General features: G+C 38.9%; 17 protein-coding genes and 5 tRNA genes. 8 read left to right on the top strand and 14 right to left on the bottom strand.

Annotated features, from left to right (window positions below):
* Window positions 1-6 precede the first annotated feature (6 nt).
* From FW754_RS11760 to tpiA, 7 genes are all read right to left on the bottom strand, one after another.
* A tRNA-Met gene (locus FW754_RS11760) sits at window positions 7-83 on the bottom strand.
* Between the two features lie 89 nt (window positions 84-172).
* A tRNA-Met gene (locus tag FW754_RS11755) sits at window positions 173-249 on the bottom strand.
* Window positions 250-300: 51 nt separating this feature from the next.
* Window positions 301-377, bottom strand: a tRNA-Met gene (locus tag FW754_RS11750).
* Window positions 378-434: 57 nt separating this feature from the next.
* Window positions 435-511: transfer RNA gene (locus FW754_RS11745), tRNA-Met, on the bottom strand.
* Window positions 512-556: 45 nt separating this feature from the next.
* Window positions 557-641 (bottom strand) — tRNA-Leu (locus tag FW754_RS11740).
* A gap of 62 nt (window positions 642-703) precedes the next feature.
* A complete protein-coding gene (gene secG / locus FW754_RS11735) occupies window positions 704-1,036 on the bottom strand; it encodes a preprotein translocase subunit SecG (protein ID WP_409512690.1) in 333 nt (110 codons plus the stop codon).
* Between the two features lie 14 nt (window positions 1,037-1,050).
* Window positions 1,051-1,842, bottom strand: coding sequence for a triose-phosphate isomerase (tpiA, locus tag FW754_RS11730; protein ID WP_446324741.1), 792 nt, complete (start codon window positions 1,840-1,842; stop codon window positions 1,051-1,053).
* A 267-nt stretch (window positions 1,843-2,109) separates the two neighbouring features.
* Between tpiA and pilB the strand changes: the two genes are divergently transcribed.
* From pilB to coaE, 4 genes are read left to right on the top strand one after another with little or no spacing between them, the layout of a single operon-like run.
* A complete protein-coding gene (gene pilB, locus FW754_RS11725) occupies window positions 2,110-3,828 on the top strand; it encodes a type IV-A pilus assembly ATPase PilB (protein ID WP_419349498.1) in 1,719 nt (572 codons plus the stop codon).
* 27 nt (window positions 3,829-3,855) lie between these two features.
* Window positions 3,856-5,085 carry a type II secretion system F family protein gene (locus FW754_RS11720; RefSeq protein ID WP_419349500.1) on the top strand — a complete coding sequence of 410 codons (1,230 nt, stop codon included), beginning with the start codon at window positions 3,856-3,858 and terminating at the stop codon, window positions 5,083-5,085.
* A gap of 10 nt (window positions 5,086-5,095) precedes the next feature.
* Window positions 5,096-5,953 (top strand): prepilin peptidase, encoded by an 858-nt coding sequence (locus FW754_RS11715; protein WP_446324740.1) that lies wholly within the window; start codon window positions 5,096-5,098, stop codon window positions 5,951-5,953.
* Between the two features lie 44 nt (window positions 5,954-5,997).
* On the top strand, window positions 5,998-6,600 hold the full coding sequence (gene coaE, locus FW754_RS11710; protein WP_446324739.1) for a dephospho-CoA kinase: 603 nt from the start codon (window positions 5,998-6,000) through the stop codon (window positions 6,598-6,600).
* Between the two features lie 31 nt (window positions 6,601-6,631).
* Here the strand turns inward: coaE and FW754_RS11705 are convergent, their stop codons facing one another.
* From FW754_RS11705 to FW754_RS11690, 4 genes are all read right to left on the bottom strand, one after another.
* On the bottom strand, window positions 6,632-7,534 hold the full coding sequence (locus FW754_RS11705; RefSeq protein ID WP_446324738.1) for a DMT family transporter: 903 nt from the start codon (window positions 7,532-7,534) through the stop codon (window positions 6,632-6,634).
* Window positions 7,535-7,625: 91 nt separating this feature from the next.
* Entirely contained in the window at window positions 7,626-8,375 is a 750-nt protein-coding gene (gene rlmB / locus FW754_RS11700) for a 23S rRNA (guanosine(2251)-2'-O)-methyltransferase RlmB (RefSeq protein WP_446324737.1), read from the bottom strand.
* Between the two features lie 181 nt (window positions 8,376-8,556).
* On the bottom strand, window positions 8,557-8,880 hold the full coding sequence (gene ppnP / locus FW754_RS11695) for a pyrimidine/purine nucleoside phosphorylase (protein WP_409512698.1): 324 nt from the start codon (window positions 8,878-8,880) through the stop codon (window positions 8,557-8,559).
* Window positions 8,881-8,951: 71 nt separating this feature from the next.
* On the bottom strand, window positions 8,952-10,277 hold the full coding sequence (locus tag FW754_RS11690; protein ID WP_446324736.1) for a tetratricopeptide repeat protein: 1,326 nt from the start codon (window positions 10,275-10,277) through the stop codon (window positions 8,952-8,954).
* A 115-nt stretch (window positions 10,278-10,392) separates the two neighbouring features.
* Between FW754_RS11690 and recN the strand changes: the two genes are divergently transcribed.
* The 3 genes from recN (at window position 10,393) to ruvX (ending at window position 13,183) form a co-directional block, all read left to right on the top strand.
* Window positions 10,393-12,066 carry a DNA repair protein RecN gene (gene recN, locus FW754_RS11685; protein ID WP_446324735.1) on the top strand — a complete coding sequence of 558 codons (1,674 nt, stop codon included), beginning with the start codon at window positions 10,393-10,395 and terminating at the stop codon, window positions 12,064-12,066.
* A 126-nt stretch (window positions 12,067-12,192) separates the two neighbouring features.
* Window positions 12,193-12,747, top strand: coding sequence for a YqgE/AlgH family protein (locus FW754_RS11680; RefSeq protein WP_409512701.1), 555 nt, complete (start codon window positions 12,193-12,195; stop codon window positions 12,745-12,747).
* Window positions 12,740-13,183, top strand: coding sequence for a Holliday junction resolvase RuvX (ruvX, locus tag FW754_RS11675; RefSeq protein WP_409512702.1), 444 nt, complete (start codon window positions 12,740-12,742; stop codon window positions 13,181-13,183). The genes FW754_RS11680 and ruvX overlap by 8 nt, the downstream gene beginning before the upstream one ends.
* Window positions 13,184-13,256: 73 nt before the next feature.
* Here the strand turns inward: ruvX and FW754_RS11670 are convergent, their stop codons facing one another.
* From FW754_RS11670 to FW754_RS11660, 3 genes are read right to left on the bottom strand one after another with little or no spacing between them, the layout of a single operon-like run.
* Window positions 13,257-14,270: an HlyD family secretion protein gene (locus FW754_RS11670; RefSeq protein ID WP_446324734.1), complete on the bottom strand. Its 1,014-nt coding sequence runs from the start codon at window positions 14,268-14,270 to the stop codon at window positions 13,257-13,259.
* A gap of 36 nt (window positions 14,271-14,306) precedes the next feature.
* A complete protein-coding gene (locus tag FW754_RS11665) occupies window positions 14,307-14,513 on the bottom strand; it encodes a DUF1656 domain-containing protein (RefSeq protein ID WP_409512704.1) in 207 nt (68 codons plus the stop codon).
* Window positions 14,506-16,596, bottom strand: a complete 2,091-nt coding sequence (locus tag FW754_RS11660; RefSeq protein ID WP_446324733.1) for an FUSC family protein — start codon at window positions 16,594-16,596, stop codon at window positions 14,506-14,508. Before FW754_RS11660 ends, FW754_RS11665 begins: the two co-directional genes overlap by 8 nt.
* A 543-nt stretch (window positions 16,597-17,139) precedes the next feature.
* Between FW754_RS11660 and FW754_RS11655 the strand changes: the two genes are divergently transcribed.
* Complete coding sequence (locus FW754_RS11655; protein WP_409512706.1) at window positions 17,140-17,952, top strand: IclR family transcriptional regulator; 813 nt, start codon at window positions 17,140-17,142, stop codon at window positions 17,950-17,952.
* Window positions 17,953-18,236 lie beyond the last annotated feature (284 nt).

The following is an 18,236-nucleotide window of genomic DNA, read 5'->3' as shown; positions in this document are numbered from 1 at the left end:
GAAACTTGGTAGCGGGAGCTGGATTTGAACCAACGACCTTCGGGTTATGAGCCCGACGAGCTACCAGACTGCTCCATCCCGCATTAACGTTGCAAATTATATCTAAATATGAATTATTTTTCAACAAAAATATTCCAACTAGACCCAATTAGGTTTGCATCCTAAAAGGAAATGGTAGCGGGAGCTGGATTTGAACCAACGACCTTCGGGTTATGAGCCCGACGAGCTACCAGACTGCTCCATCCCGCAACAAAACTGCAAATCACAAACTTAGACGTCATTTATTAATGTAATTTTGATTGGTAGCGGGAGCTGGATTTGAACCAACGACCTTCGGGTTATGAGCCCGACGAGCTACCAGACTGCTCCATCCCGCAACAAAATTACAAATTCACACATCACATGTTTTTAATTAAGTTGCATCTTAATTAAATTGGTAGCGGGAGCTGGATTTGAACCAACGACCTTCGGGTTATGAGCCCGACGAGCTACCAGACTGCTCCATCCCGCAACAATGTGTTTTTTAGCTGCTAACACCAACAATCTGGTTCATTGTTGGTGCGGAAGGGGGGACTTGAACCCCCACGCCCGAAAGCACTACCACCTCAAGGTAGCGTGTCTACCAATTCCACCACCACCGCAGCTGTGTCGCATTCTAGTAGCTTGCACATCAAATTGAAAGGTTTAATTTCAACAATTGACCTTATTTTGGTGCGGTTGGCGAAGTTTCACTCGAATTCTGCGATGCAGGAAGCGTCGTTTGTTCTGTCGTTGGTACTGTTTTCAAGCCAAAAGCTTCTGTGGTTTGTTGTTTTGCAAATACAGCAAGCGTTAAACTCGTGATAAAAAATAATGCAGTCAAAATACCTGTTAAACGGGTTAAAAAGTTTGCTGAGCCCGATGCACCAAAAACAGTTGCAGCACCACCGCCACCAAAAGATGCCCCAGCTTCTGCGCCCTTACCGTGCTGTACAAGAATAAGTACAATCATCAATACTGCGAGAATAATATGTACAATAAGCACAAAACTATGCATGCTGAATTCCTCTATTATTTTGTTTTGGCAAATGCCTGAGCTATTTTATAAAAAGAGGCAGCATCTAGAGATGCACCACCCACTAAAGCACCGTTGATATCTGGACATGCAGCCAACTCTTCAGCATTTTCCGGCTTAACACTACCACCGTATAAAATAGCTAAGTCTTTACCTGCTGGCGTAATTTGCAATAAACCTTCTCGAATGTGAGCATGCATGGCTTGTGCATCTGCAGGACTTGCTGTTTTACCTGTACCAATTGCCCAAATAGGCTCATATGCAATAATAATATTCTGCCACTGATCGCCATTTACAATAGCCGCAACATCACAGATTTGTTGTAACACAACTTGTTCTGCCTGCCCTGCTTCTCTTTGTGCGAGTGTTTCACCAACACAATAAATCACAGTTAAACCGGCAACTAAAGCATTTTTCATTTTTTCAATTAAAATGGCAGGACTGTCACCAAAAATTTCTCGACGTTCAGAGTGACCAATCAATACAAATTCTATACCACTGTCTTTCAAAAGCTCAGCACTCACTTCGCCTGTATAAGCCCCCGTACCTGCAATACGAGATACATCTTGTGCCACAGTCACTATAGGCGTTACTGCATCTGCTAGTTGTGTTTGTACAGTAGACAAAGTTAAAGTCGTAGGTGCAACACCAATATGACAGTCTTGGGCTGAAATCGCTTCTTGTTGCAATAATTGTTTGAATTGCTGAACAAGTTGTTGAGTGTTAGCCTGCATTGGGTTCATTTTCCAATTGCCTACAACCCAAGGAATAATCGTCGAACCCGACATACATCTAACCCTTTTATCGAAATGCCCATATTCTACACGCAATTTTGAAATTTAATGAATATTTTCGTGCCTGACTGTTTTTTTTCACCAAAATACCTATACACTCATATTTTCCATCGGTTCAATGTTCTGATTTAAAAAGATGAGCAGTTCAAATTTTGCTTAAAATAACCAATGAATATATAAGTTTAACTATAGATATTTTTTCTAGGAATCGTATAATTTTCCTATTCGAATTATAAAATGAATGAATGAAGGTGTTTGGGGATGTCTTTACAGCAAAGTTCACCACGTTTTTCCGGTTATATTCGTCGCCTTGTCGATGAAGGTCTAGTCACAGCTCAGCAAATGCAGGACGCTGTCGAAAAGGCAAAAAAAAATAAAGTCAGTGTTATTACCTATCTAGTCGAAAGTCTGAATATTAAACCATTGATCATTGCCGAAATGATCTCTACAGAATTTGGCGAACCTCTATTTGACCTTGATGCATTTGATTCAGATCAATTTCCAAAAGACATTGTTGATAACAGTCTATTTACTAAACATCGGGTTCTTCCCTTAGTTCAACGTGGCAACATTTTATATGTAGCAACGACTGATCCAACCAATATGGAAGCTCTGGACGCAATTCGCTTTAATAGTAAGCTTAATGTTGAACCAATTATTGTCGAGCATGACAAACTTAATAAAATTCTAGACAAGTACTTTACCCACGAAGAAAGTTTCGATTTTGGTGATGATGACTTTGATGTCGATGTCATGGCAGGTGATGATCTTGCTCAAAATAATGACGATGATGACGAACCCTCATCTGAAGAAGAAGCACCGATTGTTAAATATGTAAATAAACTCCTTGTTGATGCAATTCGCATGGGTGCATCTGATTTACATTTTGAGCCATATGAAAAATCTTATCGGGTACGCTATCGTGTTGATGGTGTTTTACGTCAGATCACTAATCCCCCACTACAACTTGCCAATCGACTCGCATCACGCTTAAAAGTCATGTCACAAATGGATATTTCTGAAAAGCGTATCCCACAAGACGGTCGTATCAAGTTAAAACTTTCTAAAACCAAAGCTATCGACTTTCGTGTCAATGCTCTGCCTACGCTATTTGGTGAAAAACTCGTACTGCGTATTTTGGATCCATCGAGTGCAATGCTTGGTATTGATGCATTAGGCTATGAAGAAGCTCAAAAAGCTTTATTTATGGAAGCATTAGACAAGCCCCAAGGTATGTTATTGATTACAGGTCCAACGGGTTCAGGTAAAACCGTTTCGCTCTATACTGGTCTAAATATCCTTAACACCGAAAGTTCAAATATTTCTACTGCCGAAGATCCTGTCGAAATTAACTTAGAAGGGATTAACCAAGTCAACGTTAACCCCAAAGTAGGTTTAACCTTCTCTGTGGCATTAAAGTCTTTTTTACGTCAAGATCCTGACATCATCATGGTCGGGGAGATTCGAGATTTAGAAACGGCTGAAATTGCGATTAAAGCTGCACAAACAGGTCATATGGTGATGTCTACACTACATACCAACAGTGCACCTGAAACACTAACACGTTTACGCAATATGGGCGTACCATCATTCAATATTGCAACCTCGGTCAATTTGGTAATTGCACAACGACTCGCACGCCGTTTATGCAATCATTGCAAGGCCACTGTAGATGTTCCAAAACAGAGCCTATTAGAAATGGGTTTTACTGAGCAAGATCTTGCTGATCCCGATTTTAAGATCTACCAACCCGTAGGTTGTAATGAATGTCGAGAAGGCTATAAAGGTCGTGTCGGTATTTATGAGGTAATGAAAGTTACCCCTGAAATTTCAAAACTAATTATGGAAGATGGTAACGCCTTACAAATTTCTGAAGTTTCAGCAAAACAAGGATTTAACAATTTACGCCGTTCAGGTTTGATAAAAGTCATTAATGGGTTAACTTCATTACAAGAAATTAACCGCGTAACCAGTGAATAAAGATAATACAAAATAAAGGACAAGATTATGGCAGTCAAAAAAGCTGAAATGATGCCTACTTTTGCTTATGACGGGGTTGATCGCAAGGGGATCAAAATCAAAGGGGAACTGCCAGCACGTAATATGGCGTTGGCAAAAGTAACCTTACGTAAACAAGGGATCAATATCAACAATATTCGAGAGAAACGTAAAAATCCTCTCGAAGGCTTGATGAAGAAAAAAGTCACCACCCTAGATATCACTATTTTCACCCGACAGTTAGCGACGATGATGAAAGCAGGTGTACCTTTGGTTCAAAGCTTTGAGATTGTCGCTGAAGGTCTAGATAACCCTTCTATGCGGGAAGTTGTTCTCGGGATTAAAAGTGAGGTTGAAGGAGGGAATACTTTTGCTGGTGCCCTCAAAAAATACCCGCAATATTTCGATAAGCTCTTTTGTTCATTGGTTGAGTCAGGTGAACAATCAGGTGCTCTTGAAACCATGCTTGATCGTGTTGCAATTTATAAAGAGAAAAGTGAGCTTTTAAAGCAAAAGATCAAAAAAGCCATGAAGTACCCAATAACAGTCATTATTGTTGCATTAATTGTAACGATTATCCTCATGGTTAAAGTTGTTCCAGTATTCCAAGGCTTATTCGGTTCATTTGGTGCAGAGCTTCCTGCTTTTACCCAAATGGTTGTTAATATGTCCAATTGGACACAAAAATATTGGTTTGTTTTACTCCTTGGTATTGGTGTTGCCATCACGGCATTTATGGAAACAAAAAAGCGTAGTAAAAAGTTCCGTGATGCTTTAGATCGAATGGCACTCAAACTACCTATCTTTGGTGATCTCGTCTATAAATCAATTATTGCGCGATTTAGTCGAACGCTTTCAACAACATTTGCAGCCGGTGTTCCTCTCATTGATGCATTAGAATCAACAGCAGGTGCAACCAACAATGTAGTCTTTGAAACCGCTGTGTTAAAAATTAAAGAAGATGTTGCAACAGGGCAACAATTACAATTTGCCATGCGCATGACCAATCTATTTCCATCTATGGCTGTTCAAATGGTTGCGATTGGCGAAGAGTCTGGCTCACTTGATGCCATGCTCGATAAAGTCGCAACACATTTTGAAAATGAAGTTGATAATGCAGTGGATGGTTTAACATCAATGATGGAACCTCTTATTATGGCAATATTAGGTGTACTTGTTGGTGGCCTAGTCATCGCCATGTATCTCCCAATTTTCCAAATGGGTTCAGTCGTAGGATAAATAAATTACTATGCAATTTTTAGAGTTATTGCAAAACAATGCGACTGCCTGTTATTTAACAGTCGCATTTTTAAGTTTATGCATCGGTAGTTTTTTAAATGTTGTCATTTTCAGAACACCAAAAATGATGGAGCAAGAATGGCATACTGAATGTCAAATGCTACTCCATCCTGAACAACCGATTATTGATCATGAAAAGCTCACACTGAGTAAACCTGCATCAACATGTCCAAAGTGCCAAACGAAAATTCGTTGGTATCAAAATATCCCTGTAATCAGTTGGCTGGCATTACGTGGGAAATGTGGAACTTGCCAAAACCCAATTAGTTTCCGTTATCCATTTATTGAACTACTCACGATGCTGTGTTCTTTAACAGTCGTTGCTGTTTTTGGTCCAACACTACAAATGGTTGCAGGTCTTATTTTAACCTGGGTACTCATTGCACTCACCTTTATCGATTTTGATACCCAACTTTTGCCTGATCGTTTCACGTTAACCTTAGCGGCTCTCGGTTTGGCCATTAATAGCTTTGGCTTATTTACTACACCTGTCTCATCTATTTGGGGCTATGTGATTGGCTTTCTCTGTTTATGGATCGTGTACTACCTGTTTAAAATCGTGACAGGCAAAGAAGGCATGGGCTATGGAGATTTTAAACTCCTTGCCGCACTCGGTGCTTGGATGGGACCATTACAGCTCCCTTTAATTATTTTGCTCTCATCTTTAGTCGGTTCAATTATTGGTATTATTTTACTTAAAGTCCGTAAAGAGAATCAGCCTTTTGCATTTGGTCCTTATATTGCCATTGCGGGTTGGATTGCCTTTTTATGGGGTGAACAAATTATGAAAGTTTATTTAGGCGGTTAAAACGTCCTATTTGCCTCTTCAAATTCAACAATGGTGATATGAAAATGACTTTTATTCTTGGCTTAACGGGTGGCATTGGTAGTGGTAAATCTGCTGCTAGCCAATGGTTTGAAGGTCAAGGAATCTCTGTTGTGGATGCTGATATTGTCGCTCGTGAAGTGGTTGAGAAAGGGCAACCTACCCTATTGCAAATTCAGCAGTATTTTGGTGATTGGGTGTTGCAGCCTGACGGTACACTCGATCGCCAAGCACTAAGAGATCATATTTTTAAAGAGCCGAATGCTCGTAAACAACTTGAGCAGATTACCCATCCTGCAATTCGCACATCTATTATTCAACAACTTCACAACGCGACTAGCCCTTATGTAATATTAGTATCGCCGTTATTATTTGAAACCAATCAACATAAATTGACTCAACATACTCTTCTGATTGATGCCTCAGAAGAATTACAAATTGCTCGGGCGTCATCTCGTGATCTTCAAAATATAGATCAAATCCAAAAGATCATTGCCGCACAAATGCCTCGTATTCAGAAACAAAAAATGGCAAATGATATTGTACTGAATGACGGTGAGCTTGAGCATTTATATGAAAAGCTTAAACCCTTGCATCTGCAATATTTAGCACGTAGCGAAACTTCTTAAATTCAAACAAAGGTATTTAATCTTGCTTTTGCTATTCTAAACTCGCTTGTAAACTATCTTTACGCCCAAACCAACGCCATGGTTGTAATGCACCAATACCCATACCGATTAAACCGCAAATCATCGCTAAGCTCAGTGACTCACCCAAAAGTGGCACGGCGATAATCGCTGCAATAAATGGTGCAAGCGTGACAATACTACCTGTTTGAAATGCACCTAGACGCTTAATAGCTTCAATATATGCCAAAGTCGCAATCATCACGACAAAAATGCCATGAAAAACGGTTTGCATAGCTAAATGAGCGAATGTTGCATCAGCCAAATGTTTCGGTAAAAAGAGTAAATAGACTGGAATGTAAACAATTGCAGACCAAATCGCGACACCTGTCATCGCATGCCATGCGGAGAGCTTCCACTGTTTTAACAATACCGTAAAAATCCCCCACCACACCGCACTTAAAAAAAACAATAAATCGCCGAAGCCGAATGCTACACCAGTTTCTCGATACATTAATAAACTCATACCTGAAATCGCACAGAGCATAATGCTCAGGCTAATCCATGTATGTTTATCGAAAGGCTCTTTAAATAGAAGATATGCAGCAATAGCCGTCGTTAATGGGATACAACCATTGAGGAAAATAGCCGCATGTGCTGCGGGAACATAATGAAAAGCACTATAGGAAGTGAGGCAATACACCACACCACCGAGCATCGCAAGAATAAACGGTTCTTTTTTGAATAAGAATGCAGTGTCTTTTTTATAGATAAGAATAGGCGTTAAAATGCAAAATGCTAAGCCAAAACGTAGTGCTGTAATATCCCAAGCACTGATATGCCATATTGCATTTAATCTTGACGTAATCGTGAATCCCCCCCAAATACACATTGTAATTGCCACATAAACATAGCCCATGTTGCGGGAGGTCATCATGATCTTTCTCGGTGTAAATATTTAAAAATATAAGACAAGAATAAAATCTGTGATAGACCTTATTCTTAATTGTTGCAATAAAATGTAGTGATTAGCCCTGACGCTGACGACATGCTTCATACAAAGCCATGCCTGTTGCCACGCTGACATTCAAGCTTTGTAAATCACCCTGCATTGGAATAAACACCGTCTGGTCGCATTGTGACTGAGTAATCGGACGTAAACCGGTATCTTCCGCACCCATCACGATACATACAGGCGTACCTGTAAAATCAAATTTTTGGATCGCTAATGCCTTTTCATCAAGCATGGTACCAATCACACGAACATTATAATTTTCTTTCATGTTGGCAAGTGTACGTGCCAAATTAGTCACTTGAATAAATTTCACTTTTTCAGCACCACCTGCTGCGACTTTACGTGCAGTCGGGGTTAATGTAGCAGCACGGTCACGCGGTACAATCACAGCCTCAACACCCATCGCAGCAGCAGTACGTACACATGCACCCAAGTTATGCGGATCAGTAATATGATCCAATGCAAGCAATAAAGGCTGATGAGAAGATTCTAATAATTGATCTAAATCTTTTTCATTCAAAATTGGATGTGGACGTACGGCTGCCACAACACCCTGATGATACGGCTGACCTGCCAATTTTTCTAAACTGTCACGGCTTGCCTGTTGCACGCTAATCCCAAAAGGCTCAGCAAGCTCAAGCACACGCTTTAAGCGCTGATCATCACGACCTTTTAATGCAAATAAAGTCAGAACACGTTCAGGTTCAAGCTCCAATAATGACTCCACTGAATGAACGCCATAATAATATTCGGGTTTAGCCATGAACGACCTCTGGTAACTATTGATAAATGATATATGGGGAGAGAAAAGAAAAATCCTGCAAAGCCAACTTTACAGGATTTTAAGAATGACTTAGTTTAAACCATTTCGGCTTAAAAATCTTCGTTCAATTGATGCGCTCACATTCAATTTAAATGCACAGATCAAATGTAAAAAAGATTGATTAGCCTTCAAGATGACAGACGTAATCTAAAACTTCATCTGTTTCGATTTTGAATTTGCTATTACCAGGTACATAGAAAGACTGACCTGCGCGAAACAACTCTTGTTCTTCGCTGTCTGCAATACGTACACGACATTCACCAGAAATAATTTCCATACGTTCTGGCACATGCGTTTCAAATGTCAACGCTTGTTCAGTCGGTAGAATTACCCCCAATGTTTTTTTGGTTCCATCAGCAAATTGCACCGTATGGCTGATGCATGAGCCACCAAAATAAACATTCGATTTTTTTATTACTGATACATGATCAAATTGTGACGACATGCGTATTCTCCAAATAATGCGCATTTATATAAGTTTTGTATGAGCTAGTTTAATGACCTCAGTCTAACTAATCAATCTGCGTTTTCAATTGCGCTGACATGAATACTCCATTCTCCTGCAGTAATTCTAAATGCATAAGTCCTTGGAATGTCGACAATAATAGTACGTGCAGCTGAAACCTTACTGATATAACGACAAACAGGCTGTGAATTTTCATCGACCAAAGTCCAATACACCTGTTCTACATCGGCAATATTCACGGCAGTTTCAAACTGTGCCGAACCTTCATTCATACCAATATGAAATTGGCTGAGTTCTTCATAATCTTTCTTTTGTTCATGTAAAGGGAAAGCTATACCATGTGGGTCAAAACCTTGACTGTCATGGTTCATGACACTTTGTGCCACTGTTGGCCAAATACAATAACGTAAATAATGCTGATCCATAACACGATTCGATAAATAGCGTCCTGTTTCCACGTAATCACGAATATGTTGTTCAATATTGGTCAATACACCAGTACAGCCACCCCACATACCTGCTAAAATTAATTCTGTATGACTATAGAAGTCATGCATCAGATGGAACCATTTATCGCTTTTAAGCCATTCATCGACAGCCGCACGTTCACGCCATGACACCAATGAATCGGCATCTCGGATTAAAAAACGTTTCACTGTCGGATCATCTATCACAAAGAAACGCCAAAATAACCCAGATAACTCACGCTGTTTGCCATTTACCTGAATGACTTCTGCACCTTTTTCTTCAAGGCGACGCTGTACATTAACAGGCACAGAATCATCCACGTAGAAACGGCATGTCCACTCAGGATAAATTTCATTGGCTAAATCGACATTAATCAGTGAAGTTTCGCAGTAACGTGCCAAATTGCCAAACAATGAAAATGCAATGATATTGGCTTTCTTGTTCTTCGAATCAAACTTCGGTGGTGTGGAAGAAACTTGACCGATAATTGGCTCATCCACCACCATATCTTTTTTACTTTGAATTGCCAATGCACCATAGTATTTCAGATCTTCGGGCCGCTTGAGAAAATGACAAACCTCAGTCATACCATCATAAACATTGGTATCGACCACTTTCCCACTCAATTGAATGGCTTTTTTATAATGTGAAAATGCTTTCGTGTATTGCTCTAGTCGAAGTTCAGTATATGCTAAGTCCATTAAAATACCTGCATGTTCAGGAACAAGCTTATAGGCAGGTAAAATAAACTGATAAGCTGCTGCATAGTTTTCTTGAGCCAGTGCAACATGAAATTGTTTTGAAGCTGCGTTTAATTGTTGGTTGATTTTCGCGACATTTTTAGGTGACACTATTTTCTTTTGCTGAATTTTTTTTGGGGCAATAGGCAATGGTAATTTCATTTTCATTATAAATTTACGTTAGAATTATAAATATTGACTCATATTAGAATATTTAACGTCTTGTGACAAAAACAAAACTTCACTATCTTAGAACCACATTGTTCGCAGCTTGGATGCATTTATGCTGACACACTTAAATCTCATCAATTTTGCTTTAGCAGATCGTTTAGCCATGGACATTGATCAAGGATTCAATGTACTCACAGGTGAAACAGGGGCAGGTAAATCTTTATTGCTCGATGCCCTTTCAGCATGCTTAGGTGAACGAACAGATACCAACCATGTTCGCTTTGGTGCAGAGAAAGCTGATGTCACGGCAAGTTTTAGTTATCGGGACAATAGCGCTGAGGCTGAATGGCTGAAAAGTCACGAACTCGATGATGAATCAGGCGAGATTCATTTACGTCGGGTGATTTTTGCGACAGGACGCAGTAAAGCATGGGTCAATGGTCGTCCGAGCAGCTTATCTGAACTCAAAGAAATTGGACGTTTATTGGTTCAAATGTATAGCCAACACAGCCAACAACAACTATTAGAGCCTCCTTATCCAAAGCATTGGTTAGATCGTTATAGTAATTTTGCACAACCTGCACAGGAAGTTCGTGACGCCTACAATCAATGGCAAAAAAACATTCGCATTCACCAAGCAGCCATTGATGCACAAGCCAATCGTTTGCAACGTATTGCAACTTTAGAATTACAACTTGAGGAACTCGAAGAGTTGGTACAAGTTGACTATAAAGACATTGAGCAAGAATTTGATCGCCTGAGCCATCATGAACACATTATGCAAGACTGTAGTTATGGACTCAATGCATTGGATGAATCTGAGCAGAATATTGCACAAGAAGTTTCATCCATCATCCGCCGTTTAGAATCCCATGCAGGACGCAGTGAGCAACTTGCTGAAATTCATACGTCTTTACTCAATGCACAAAGTGAAATTGATGATGCCGCTGCAAATTTACGTCAATTTATTGATCGCCAAAGTTTTGATCCTGAGCGCATGGAAGAGCTAAATACTCAGCTTGAAATTTTCCACCGCTTAGCACGTAAATATCGTACACAACCTGAAGCGTTAAAAGAACAATTTACAGCATGGCAACAAGAGCTTGAACAATTACATACACTTGAAGATCCTGAAACTTTGGCAGAGCAAATCGCCATTTCAGAACAGCATTATCAACAGAGCGCGCAGCATTTAGATGATATTCGCCGTGCTGCGTCTAAGCCTTTGGCAAAGAAACTCACTGAGCAAGTCAAACAACTCGCCTTACCTGAAGCCTATTTTGAATTTAAATTTGAACCGCTTGATCAACCATCAGCAGAAGGCTTTAGCTTTATTCAACTACTGTTTACGGCAAATAAAGGTATTCCTGCACAGCCTTTAGGTCGTGTGGCATCAGGGGGGGAATTGTCACGTATTGCCTTAGTGATGCAAGTAATGAATGCCGAAAAAACAGAATCTGAAGTCTTAGTTTTTGATGAAATTGATGTCGGTATCAGTGGAGGCACGGCGGAAATTGTTGGACGATTATTGGCAGGGCTTGGACAACATGTCCAAATTTTGTGTATTACCCATCAAGCACAAGTTGCAGCACAATCAGATCAGCACTTATTGGTGAAAAAACGCCAAACCGACCCTGCGAGTAGTACGATTTTAAATCTTGAAGAAGATCAGCGTATTTTAGAACTTGCTCGTATGACAGGTGGCATTGAAATTAATGAAACTACGCTACAACATGCTAAACAATTACGTACACTAAAATTTAATTCGGTTATAACTCAATCATAAAAATATCAACTGAATCATAAAATAACTAGCTGAAATGGTATTACTCGAGTATGTTAAGAATGTACCTTCAGTCTATTTTTTGGCATTTTAAATTCATGACCTTGTAATCATTGGGAGAAACTATCGTTGAGTAAACAACATTTGATGCATCGTTGCCTCATTGCACCACCCGATTTAACAGATGATTTTTTTTCAAATACGATCATTTATTTAGTCCGCCACGATGAAGATGGTGCTCAGGGAATTATTCTCAATCGCCCATCTGGTTTAAATGTCAAAGAACTGCTCAATGATCTCGATATTGAAGCCGATCATGTCCGTCTGCAAGATGTTTTACAAGGTGGACCTTTACGTCCTGAAGCGGGCTTCGTTTTACATACAGGACAACCGACATGGCTTTCCTCAATAGCAATTGGTGAGAATGTGTGTATTACCACCAGTAAAGATATTTTGGATGCCATCGCCCACAATGAAGGTGTTGGGCGTTACCAAATTGCTTTGGGATATGCAAGTTGGGCAAAGAACCAACTTGAGAATGAAATTGCTCGTGGTGATTGGCTCATTTGTGACTCAGATATGGATTTAATTTTTAATTTGCCATATAGCGAGCGTTGGGATGCGGCTTATCGTAAAATAGGCATTGATCGTACTTGGTTATCATCTGAGATTGGACATGCCTGATTTAACACAACCACAGCTTATTATGGCTTTTGACTTTGGCACACAAAAGACAGGTATGGCGGTTGGCTCTTCTTTAATTACAAGTGCAAATCCATTGCCATTATTTCCAATGAAAGATGGCATCCCCAATTGGGATAATTTATTAAAAATCGTGAAACAACATCAACCAACTTTATTTTTAGTGGGACTGCCACTCAATATGGATGATAGCGAATCGGAACTGTCAGCGCGCGCACGTAAATTTGCCCGCCGTTTGCGCCATCAAACCAATATTGAAACCCTCATGGTCGATGAACGTTTAACCACGCGTGAAGCACGTGATGAACTCGATCATTATCAAGCACAAGGGCGTGGCAAAAACTTATCTGCCGATAGTCTTGCTGCTGCCTTATTTATTGAAAGTTGGTATCGCAATCCTGAAGGCTTAAAGCCTTAAATCTCAAAATAGAAATAAAAAACCCACCTTGCTCTATGAGCATTGGTGGGTTTTAATTTGATGAATGATAGAACTATTCTTTTTTATCACGTTCTAAAATATGTACCGTTGCAGTACGACCTGCAACAAAAGCCAAAGAATCATGCGGTACTTCATCTAAGACAATTTTGACAGGAACACGCTGTGCCAAACGTACCCAACTAAATGTTGGGTTAACATTGGCAAGTAGACCTGAAGATGTTGTACGTTCACGGTCTTCAATCCCCGATGCCATTCCTTGTACATGACCTTTATATTTTTGTGAATCTCCCATCAACTGAACTGTTGCTTGATCACCTAAATGGATTTTATTCAGTTTGGTTTCTTCAAAATAACCTACAACATACAATTGCTTACGATCAATAAGTGCTGCAACTGCATCACCGACTTTAACGTAATTACCTGAGCGTAAATCAAAGTTTGAAAGTGTACCATCTGAAGGCGCAACAACTTCTGCACGACTCATATTTAGCTCTGCCAAATGCACACTACTTGTTGCAGCTTCAATGAATGCATTTTGTTGTTTAATATTGGCTTGGGCTTGTTCAACTGCGGCTTGTAATTGTTGATGCTCGGCATGCGATTGATCTCGTATGGCAAACATTTCATCTTGTTCTTGTTTTGAAATTGCGCCATCCATAAGGCTTGCATAACGATTGGCATTTTTTTCCGCAAGATGTGTATTGGCTACCGATTTCACCACATTGGCTTTAGCTTCAGCTAAACCCGCTTCTGCTGCGGCAAGTCCTGAATGTGCTTTTGCCAAATCAGATTTGGCTTGCTCGATATCTAAAGCTTGCCGTGCAAGATCAATTTTAAATAAGACCTGCCCTTTTTTCACTGTTTGATTATCTTGCACCATGACTTCTGTCACCAAACCTGCAATATCAGAAGAAACCTGAATCACATCGCCACGTACTCGACCATCACGCGTCCATGGTTCTGCATTGTAATAATCCCACACATGTTTAATACACAGTATGGCAATGACGACTACCACAAGAAAACCGAGTGGTCGTATTACTTTGCGTAGATCAAATGTTTTCATGTTTCAACCTATTCACTCATCAAATTCAAATACAATTTAAAAACCCGTCCAAATAAACAAGCGATGCATCAAAAAGAGTAAAATCAAATACACACACAAGTTAAAAATGGCAGGAAAAAGAATCCAATCTTTTTCCACTAAACGATTAATTCCCATCACTACAAAACGAAAAATAAGATAAGCCAAAATCGCTTGAACCAAAAAAATAGGAACATACACACCATAAACATTTAACTCACCCATATGATGCTCCTTCATGTGCAGTGTTCAATGCTAAATCTGTCGGTATATGGCAAATACTATTTCGAATATTGTTGATTGAGATTTCAATGCGTTGCTGAATTTCTTTATCTTCTATAGATGCAATATTTTGTATCACTTGAGCAAATTGTTGATTCAGTTGTGCTTCAAAAGTGCGATTATTCGAGTCGCTTTCACGCTGCGCCAAACATTCATCAAGTACCTTTTGTAATTCAAGCAATGAAGCTTTTAATGCGGACTTAGGCGGCAACTTATCAATGAGTTCTTGCAAGCGAGTGAAATCAACCATTGCACTCGCTTCAATCAAGGCATTATTAATTTCATCTTTCAAGACTTGCGACTGAACTTGTTTCGTATTGAGTACACCAATACGGTCAAGCACCCCCCTTAAATGAATTCGAAAGCCTGTGCCATATGGCATGTGAATGGCTTGGCGCAATTCTTTATAGTGCAAGGCAAGCATCCGTTGTACAGTCATATCAGGTGACATTGAACGCACTACATGTACCATAAATACCGAGATAATTGGGCCAATAATGGTTGCAATGGTCATGTCAAAAAATGCGACCTGATCCATTGAATAACGATTTTGTAAATTTAAGCCCATAACAGTACTCATAATTAAAGGCAGCCCCAAACCATGTAAGGGCGGGTGCAAATAGAGCATCAAACAAAATAAAATAAAGGGTGCCAATACCACCATCACTTCCCAAAAAGAAGTCAGATGGGGAAAGATGCCATAGGCATAAATAAAGACAAAAAATGAAGCGTAAATACTCGCACGAATAAACAATTTTAGTGCGGGTACAGGATCATCTAGAAATGTTAAAATACATGCGGTAATGGTTGCCATTTCTGCCAACATAAAACCAGATTTCCAACCACTCAAAATCCAAAAAGCACATGCCACAATGGTGGTTAAAAATGCTGATAAACCTCCACGTACAGCCACACCATAATCTCGATGCAAACTGGGATAGGCTGTCGTCAATGGCACAATCGATTCAGGTAAGCTATTATCTCCTGCCTGCATACGTTGCCAAATCAACCTCACAGCACGTATATTTTGAATAAAATGGCGAATATCCATTTTTAAACTGCCCAAAATCACCCATTGTTCCGGCTTTGCCTGAGTCGTAATCTGCTGAAATTTTTGCTCAAAATGTTCAGGTAAATAAAGTAACTCATCTGCTTTGACTTCACTTTCATTTTGCAAAAAATCATTAATATGCTGATGAAAATCCTGAAAATATTGACGGTAATTGAGATCAATCTGATCGAGTTGCTTCATGCGTTCAGACATTGCTACCAAGTTGGCAACAAGCATGGTCATTTGATGGAGTAGTTCTTGTAAAGGTTTGGTCATCCCTTTAAATTTTGATTTTTCATAATCTAAATGCTCTGCCATAGTATGAATATCACTTGTGTCACGAGTGATATTTGCCAATAACTGCGTGTAATTATTTTGATGTTTTTCATCGGATAAAATTGCGTCAAAAACGTGTTGCGTATCTTGTATAGTTTTGGAAACACGCATTTGAATGACAGGACCAATATGCATAGGGAAAATAATGGCATTGACCACAGCACTACAAACAACACCAAGCGAAATTTCTAAAAACCGCCCTAAAGCCATATCAAATATAGAAACTGTTTCTATATAGTAAATTGAGTTAAAACAAATAATAACGGCAGTATAGCCTGCCAACATAACCACATAGCTTCGCGGTGAACGGTCAATTAAAGAAATATAAAGACAAACACCGACCCAGATGGCAAGTACTAAAACTAATAACCATGGCATATTGATCAAAGACGGCATGACAGCAACTGCAAAAATCGCACCGAATAATGTACCCAGTAAACGATAAATACTTTTTGAAGCAGCCATACCAGCATAAGGATTGGCAATCACAAATACTGTACCAATCGCCCAAATGGGATAACTCAGGTTTAACGCAAATGCAATATATAATGCGAGCATGCCCGCAATAAAAGTTTTGGTCGCAAAAATCCAATCCAATTTATTGGGTCTAAAAGCCAATAGTGGTTTGATTAAGGACATGGATGCGACTCGCTATAAATTGAATTTTATTGATTTTCTCTGTTGTAATTTAAAGCGGATATCCATCTGTTCAATTTCGATGAAAAGTAACACTTCATTTTACAATTTTCACTGTACACGTCACATTTTAATTTTTTCAACGACCAAAAAACTGCACCGTTTAATTTGTTAAACAGTGCAGTCAAAGAAAAAATATGTAAATAGAGGAACAAATATGTGCTTTGTTCAGATACAGCGGTCGAGTAGAGAGCGACTCGATTCATGTTGAAAACTTAATCTTTACTCAAAAGATAGTTTTCATCATTAGATATTAATATCGTTAATTCTTTCAAAAAAACAAATATTAGTCAATAAAAATATCGTATAATGATAATAATTCAATTAACAAACCAAGTTGTTCGATTTTTATCTTTAAAATCTCAAAGCGCTTTTGCATAAAAAATGTAGGTATAAATGCAAAAAGCACTCAACACGAACAAAAGTTTTTGTTATAACATAACAATTGATTTTATTTTTTGCATTCACCGATTTAGCAGGTTCGAAATGGCACTTTCAAGTTTTGGGAAAATTCTCACAGTTCTCGATTTATTTTCGGTCAATCGACCCGTAATTAATGTCGATGTAATTTGCGAAGAACTTAATCTTTCAAAACCAACAAGTTATCGCTATCTAAAAGAGCTTGTATCTGCCGATATTTTACAACGTTTAAGTGGTACATCGGGCGACTATACTTTGGGACCCAAAATTGCGGTGATGGACTATATCTCTCGTACCACAGATCCATTGGTTCAGATCAGTAAGCCATTCATGCAAGAAATTTCTGAAAAAACAGAACTTTGCTGTTTACTCACACATTTAAATGATGATTATTGTATTGATATTCACCATGAAGTTTTCCGTGATGAAACCTTGTTATCTTATGGTCGTGGCTGTCCTCGCCCTGTTTTTATGGGATCTTCACCTAAAGTGATTATGGCGCATTTACCGAAACAAAAAATTCATGAATATTATCAACACTTCATCCATGAACTTGATGAAGTAGGTTTTGCTCATGATGAAGATACTTTCGTCACTAAAATGAAGAAAATCAAGAAACAAGGTTACTATTTATCACGTGGTGAGCTTGATCCAAATGTGTCAGGACTGTCTGTTCCAATTAAATTTTCAAGCAAAGAAGCACCACTTTCTTTAACTGTATTGGCATCTAAAAATCGTTTTGAATTTATCAATACTGATAAGTTAATTGAAATTTTAAAAGACAGTGCGGCGCAAATTGAAAAACGTTATCAAGCATTATCTGAAAATCATCAACTGACTAATCACACAGCAAATATCGAAACCAAATCAAACGGTTAAGAACTTATACATTTATCATCTTTATAAAGCTTGTATTTACAAGTTTATTCTCATATTATGATTTTGTTCTTCAGTATTTATAAATCCCTGAATCCTATTTTATATTTAAAATAGAATGTCTCAGAGGTGAAAAGCTCATGCCATGGCATGAGCTTTTTTTATTTCTACGTGTAAAGAGCAACTGAAAAATGCACAAAAAAGAATAATGTTAAACTTTCGGCAAATGCCAAATGTATTATTTTATTGAATACTCGTGTTCTCATTCAAACAACAATAATCTGCCC

Source organism: Acinetobacter sp. 1207_04 (assembly GCF_052850415.1).
Note: the sequence above shows the minus strand (reverse complement) of the source record. Positions and strands in the feature narration are given on the sequence as shown.

Excerpts from the sequence above, each read along its gene's own strand:
- secG (WP_409512690.1), bottom strand. The coding sequence starts at position 1,036 with ATGCATAGTTTTGTGCTTATTGTACATATTATTCTCGCAGTATTGATG.
- tpiA (WP_446324741.1), bottom strand. The coding sequence starts at position 1,842 with ATGTCGGGTTCGACGATTATTCCTTGGGTTGTAGGCAATTGGAAAATG.
- pilB (WP_419349498.1), top strand. The coding sequence starts at position 2,110 with ATGTCTTTACAGCAAAGTTCACCACGTTTTTCCGGTTATATTCGTCGC.
- FW754_RS11720 (WP_419349500.1), top strand. The coding sequence starts at position 3,856 with ATGGCAGTCAAAAAAGCTGAAATGATGCCTACTTTTGCTTATGACGGG.
- FW754_RS11715 (WP_446324740.1), top strand. The coding sequence starts at position 5,096 with ATGCAATTTTTAGAGTTATTGCAAAACAATGCGACTGCCTGTTATTTA.
- coaE (WP_446324739.1), top strand. The coding sequence starts at position 5,998 with ATGACTTTTATTCTTGGCTTAACGGGTGGCATTGGTAGTGGTAAATCT.
- FW754_RS11705 (WP_446324738.1), bottom strand. The coding sequence starts at position 7,534 with ATGATGACCTCCCGCAACATGGGCTATGTTTATGTGGCAATTACAATG.
- rlmB (WP_446324737.1), bottom strand. The coding sequence starts at position 8,375 with ATGGCTAAACCCGAATATTATTATGGCGTTCATTCAGTGGAGTCATTA.
- ppnP (WP_409512698.1), bottom strand. The coding sequence starts at position 8,880 with ATGTCGTCACAATTTGATCATGTATCAGTAATAAAAAAATCGAATGTT.
- FW754_RS11690 (WP_446324736.1), bottom strand. The coding sequence starts at position 10,277 with ATGAAAATGAAATTACCATTGCCTATTGCCCCAAAAAAAATTCAGCAA.
- recN (WP_446324735.1), top strand. The coding sequence starts at position 10,393 with ATGCTGACACACTTAAATCTCATCAATTTTGCTTTAGCAGATCGTTTA.
- ruvX (WP_409512702.1), top strand. The coding sequence starts at position 12,740 with ATGCCTGATTTAACACAACCACAGCTTATTATGGCTTTTGACTTTGGC.
- FW754_RS11670 (WP_446324734.1), bottom strand. The coding sequence starts at position 14,270 with ATGAAAACATTTGATCTACGCAAAGTAATACGACCACTCGGTTTTCTT.
- FW754_RS11665 (WP_409512704.1), bottom strand. The coding sequence starts at position 14,513 with ATGGGTGAGTTAAATGTTTATGGTGTGTATGTTCCTATTTTTTTGGTT.
- FW754_RS11660 (WP_446324733.1), bottom strand. The coding sequence starts at position 16,596 with ATGTCCTTAATCAAACCACTATTGGCTTTTAGACCCAATAAATTGGAT.
- FW754_RS11655 (WP_409512706.1), top strand. The coding sequence starts at position 17,140 with ATGGCACTTTCAAGTTTTGGGAAAATTCTCACAGTTCTCGATTTATTT.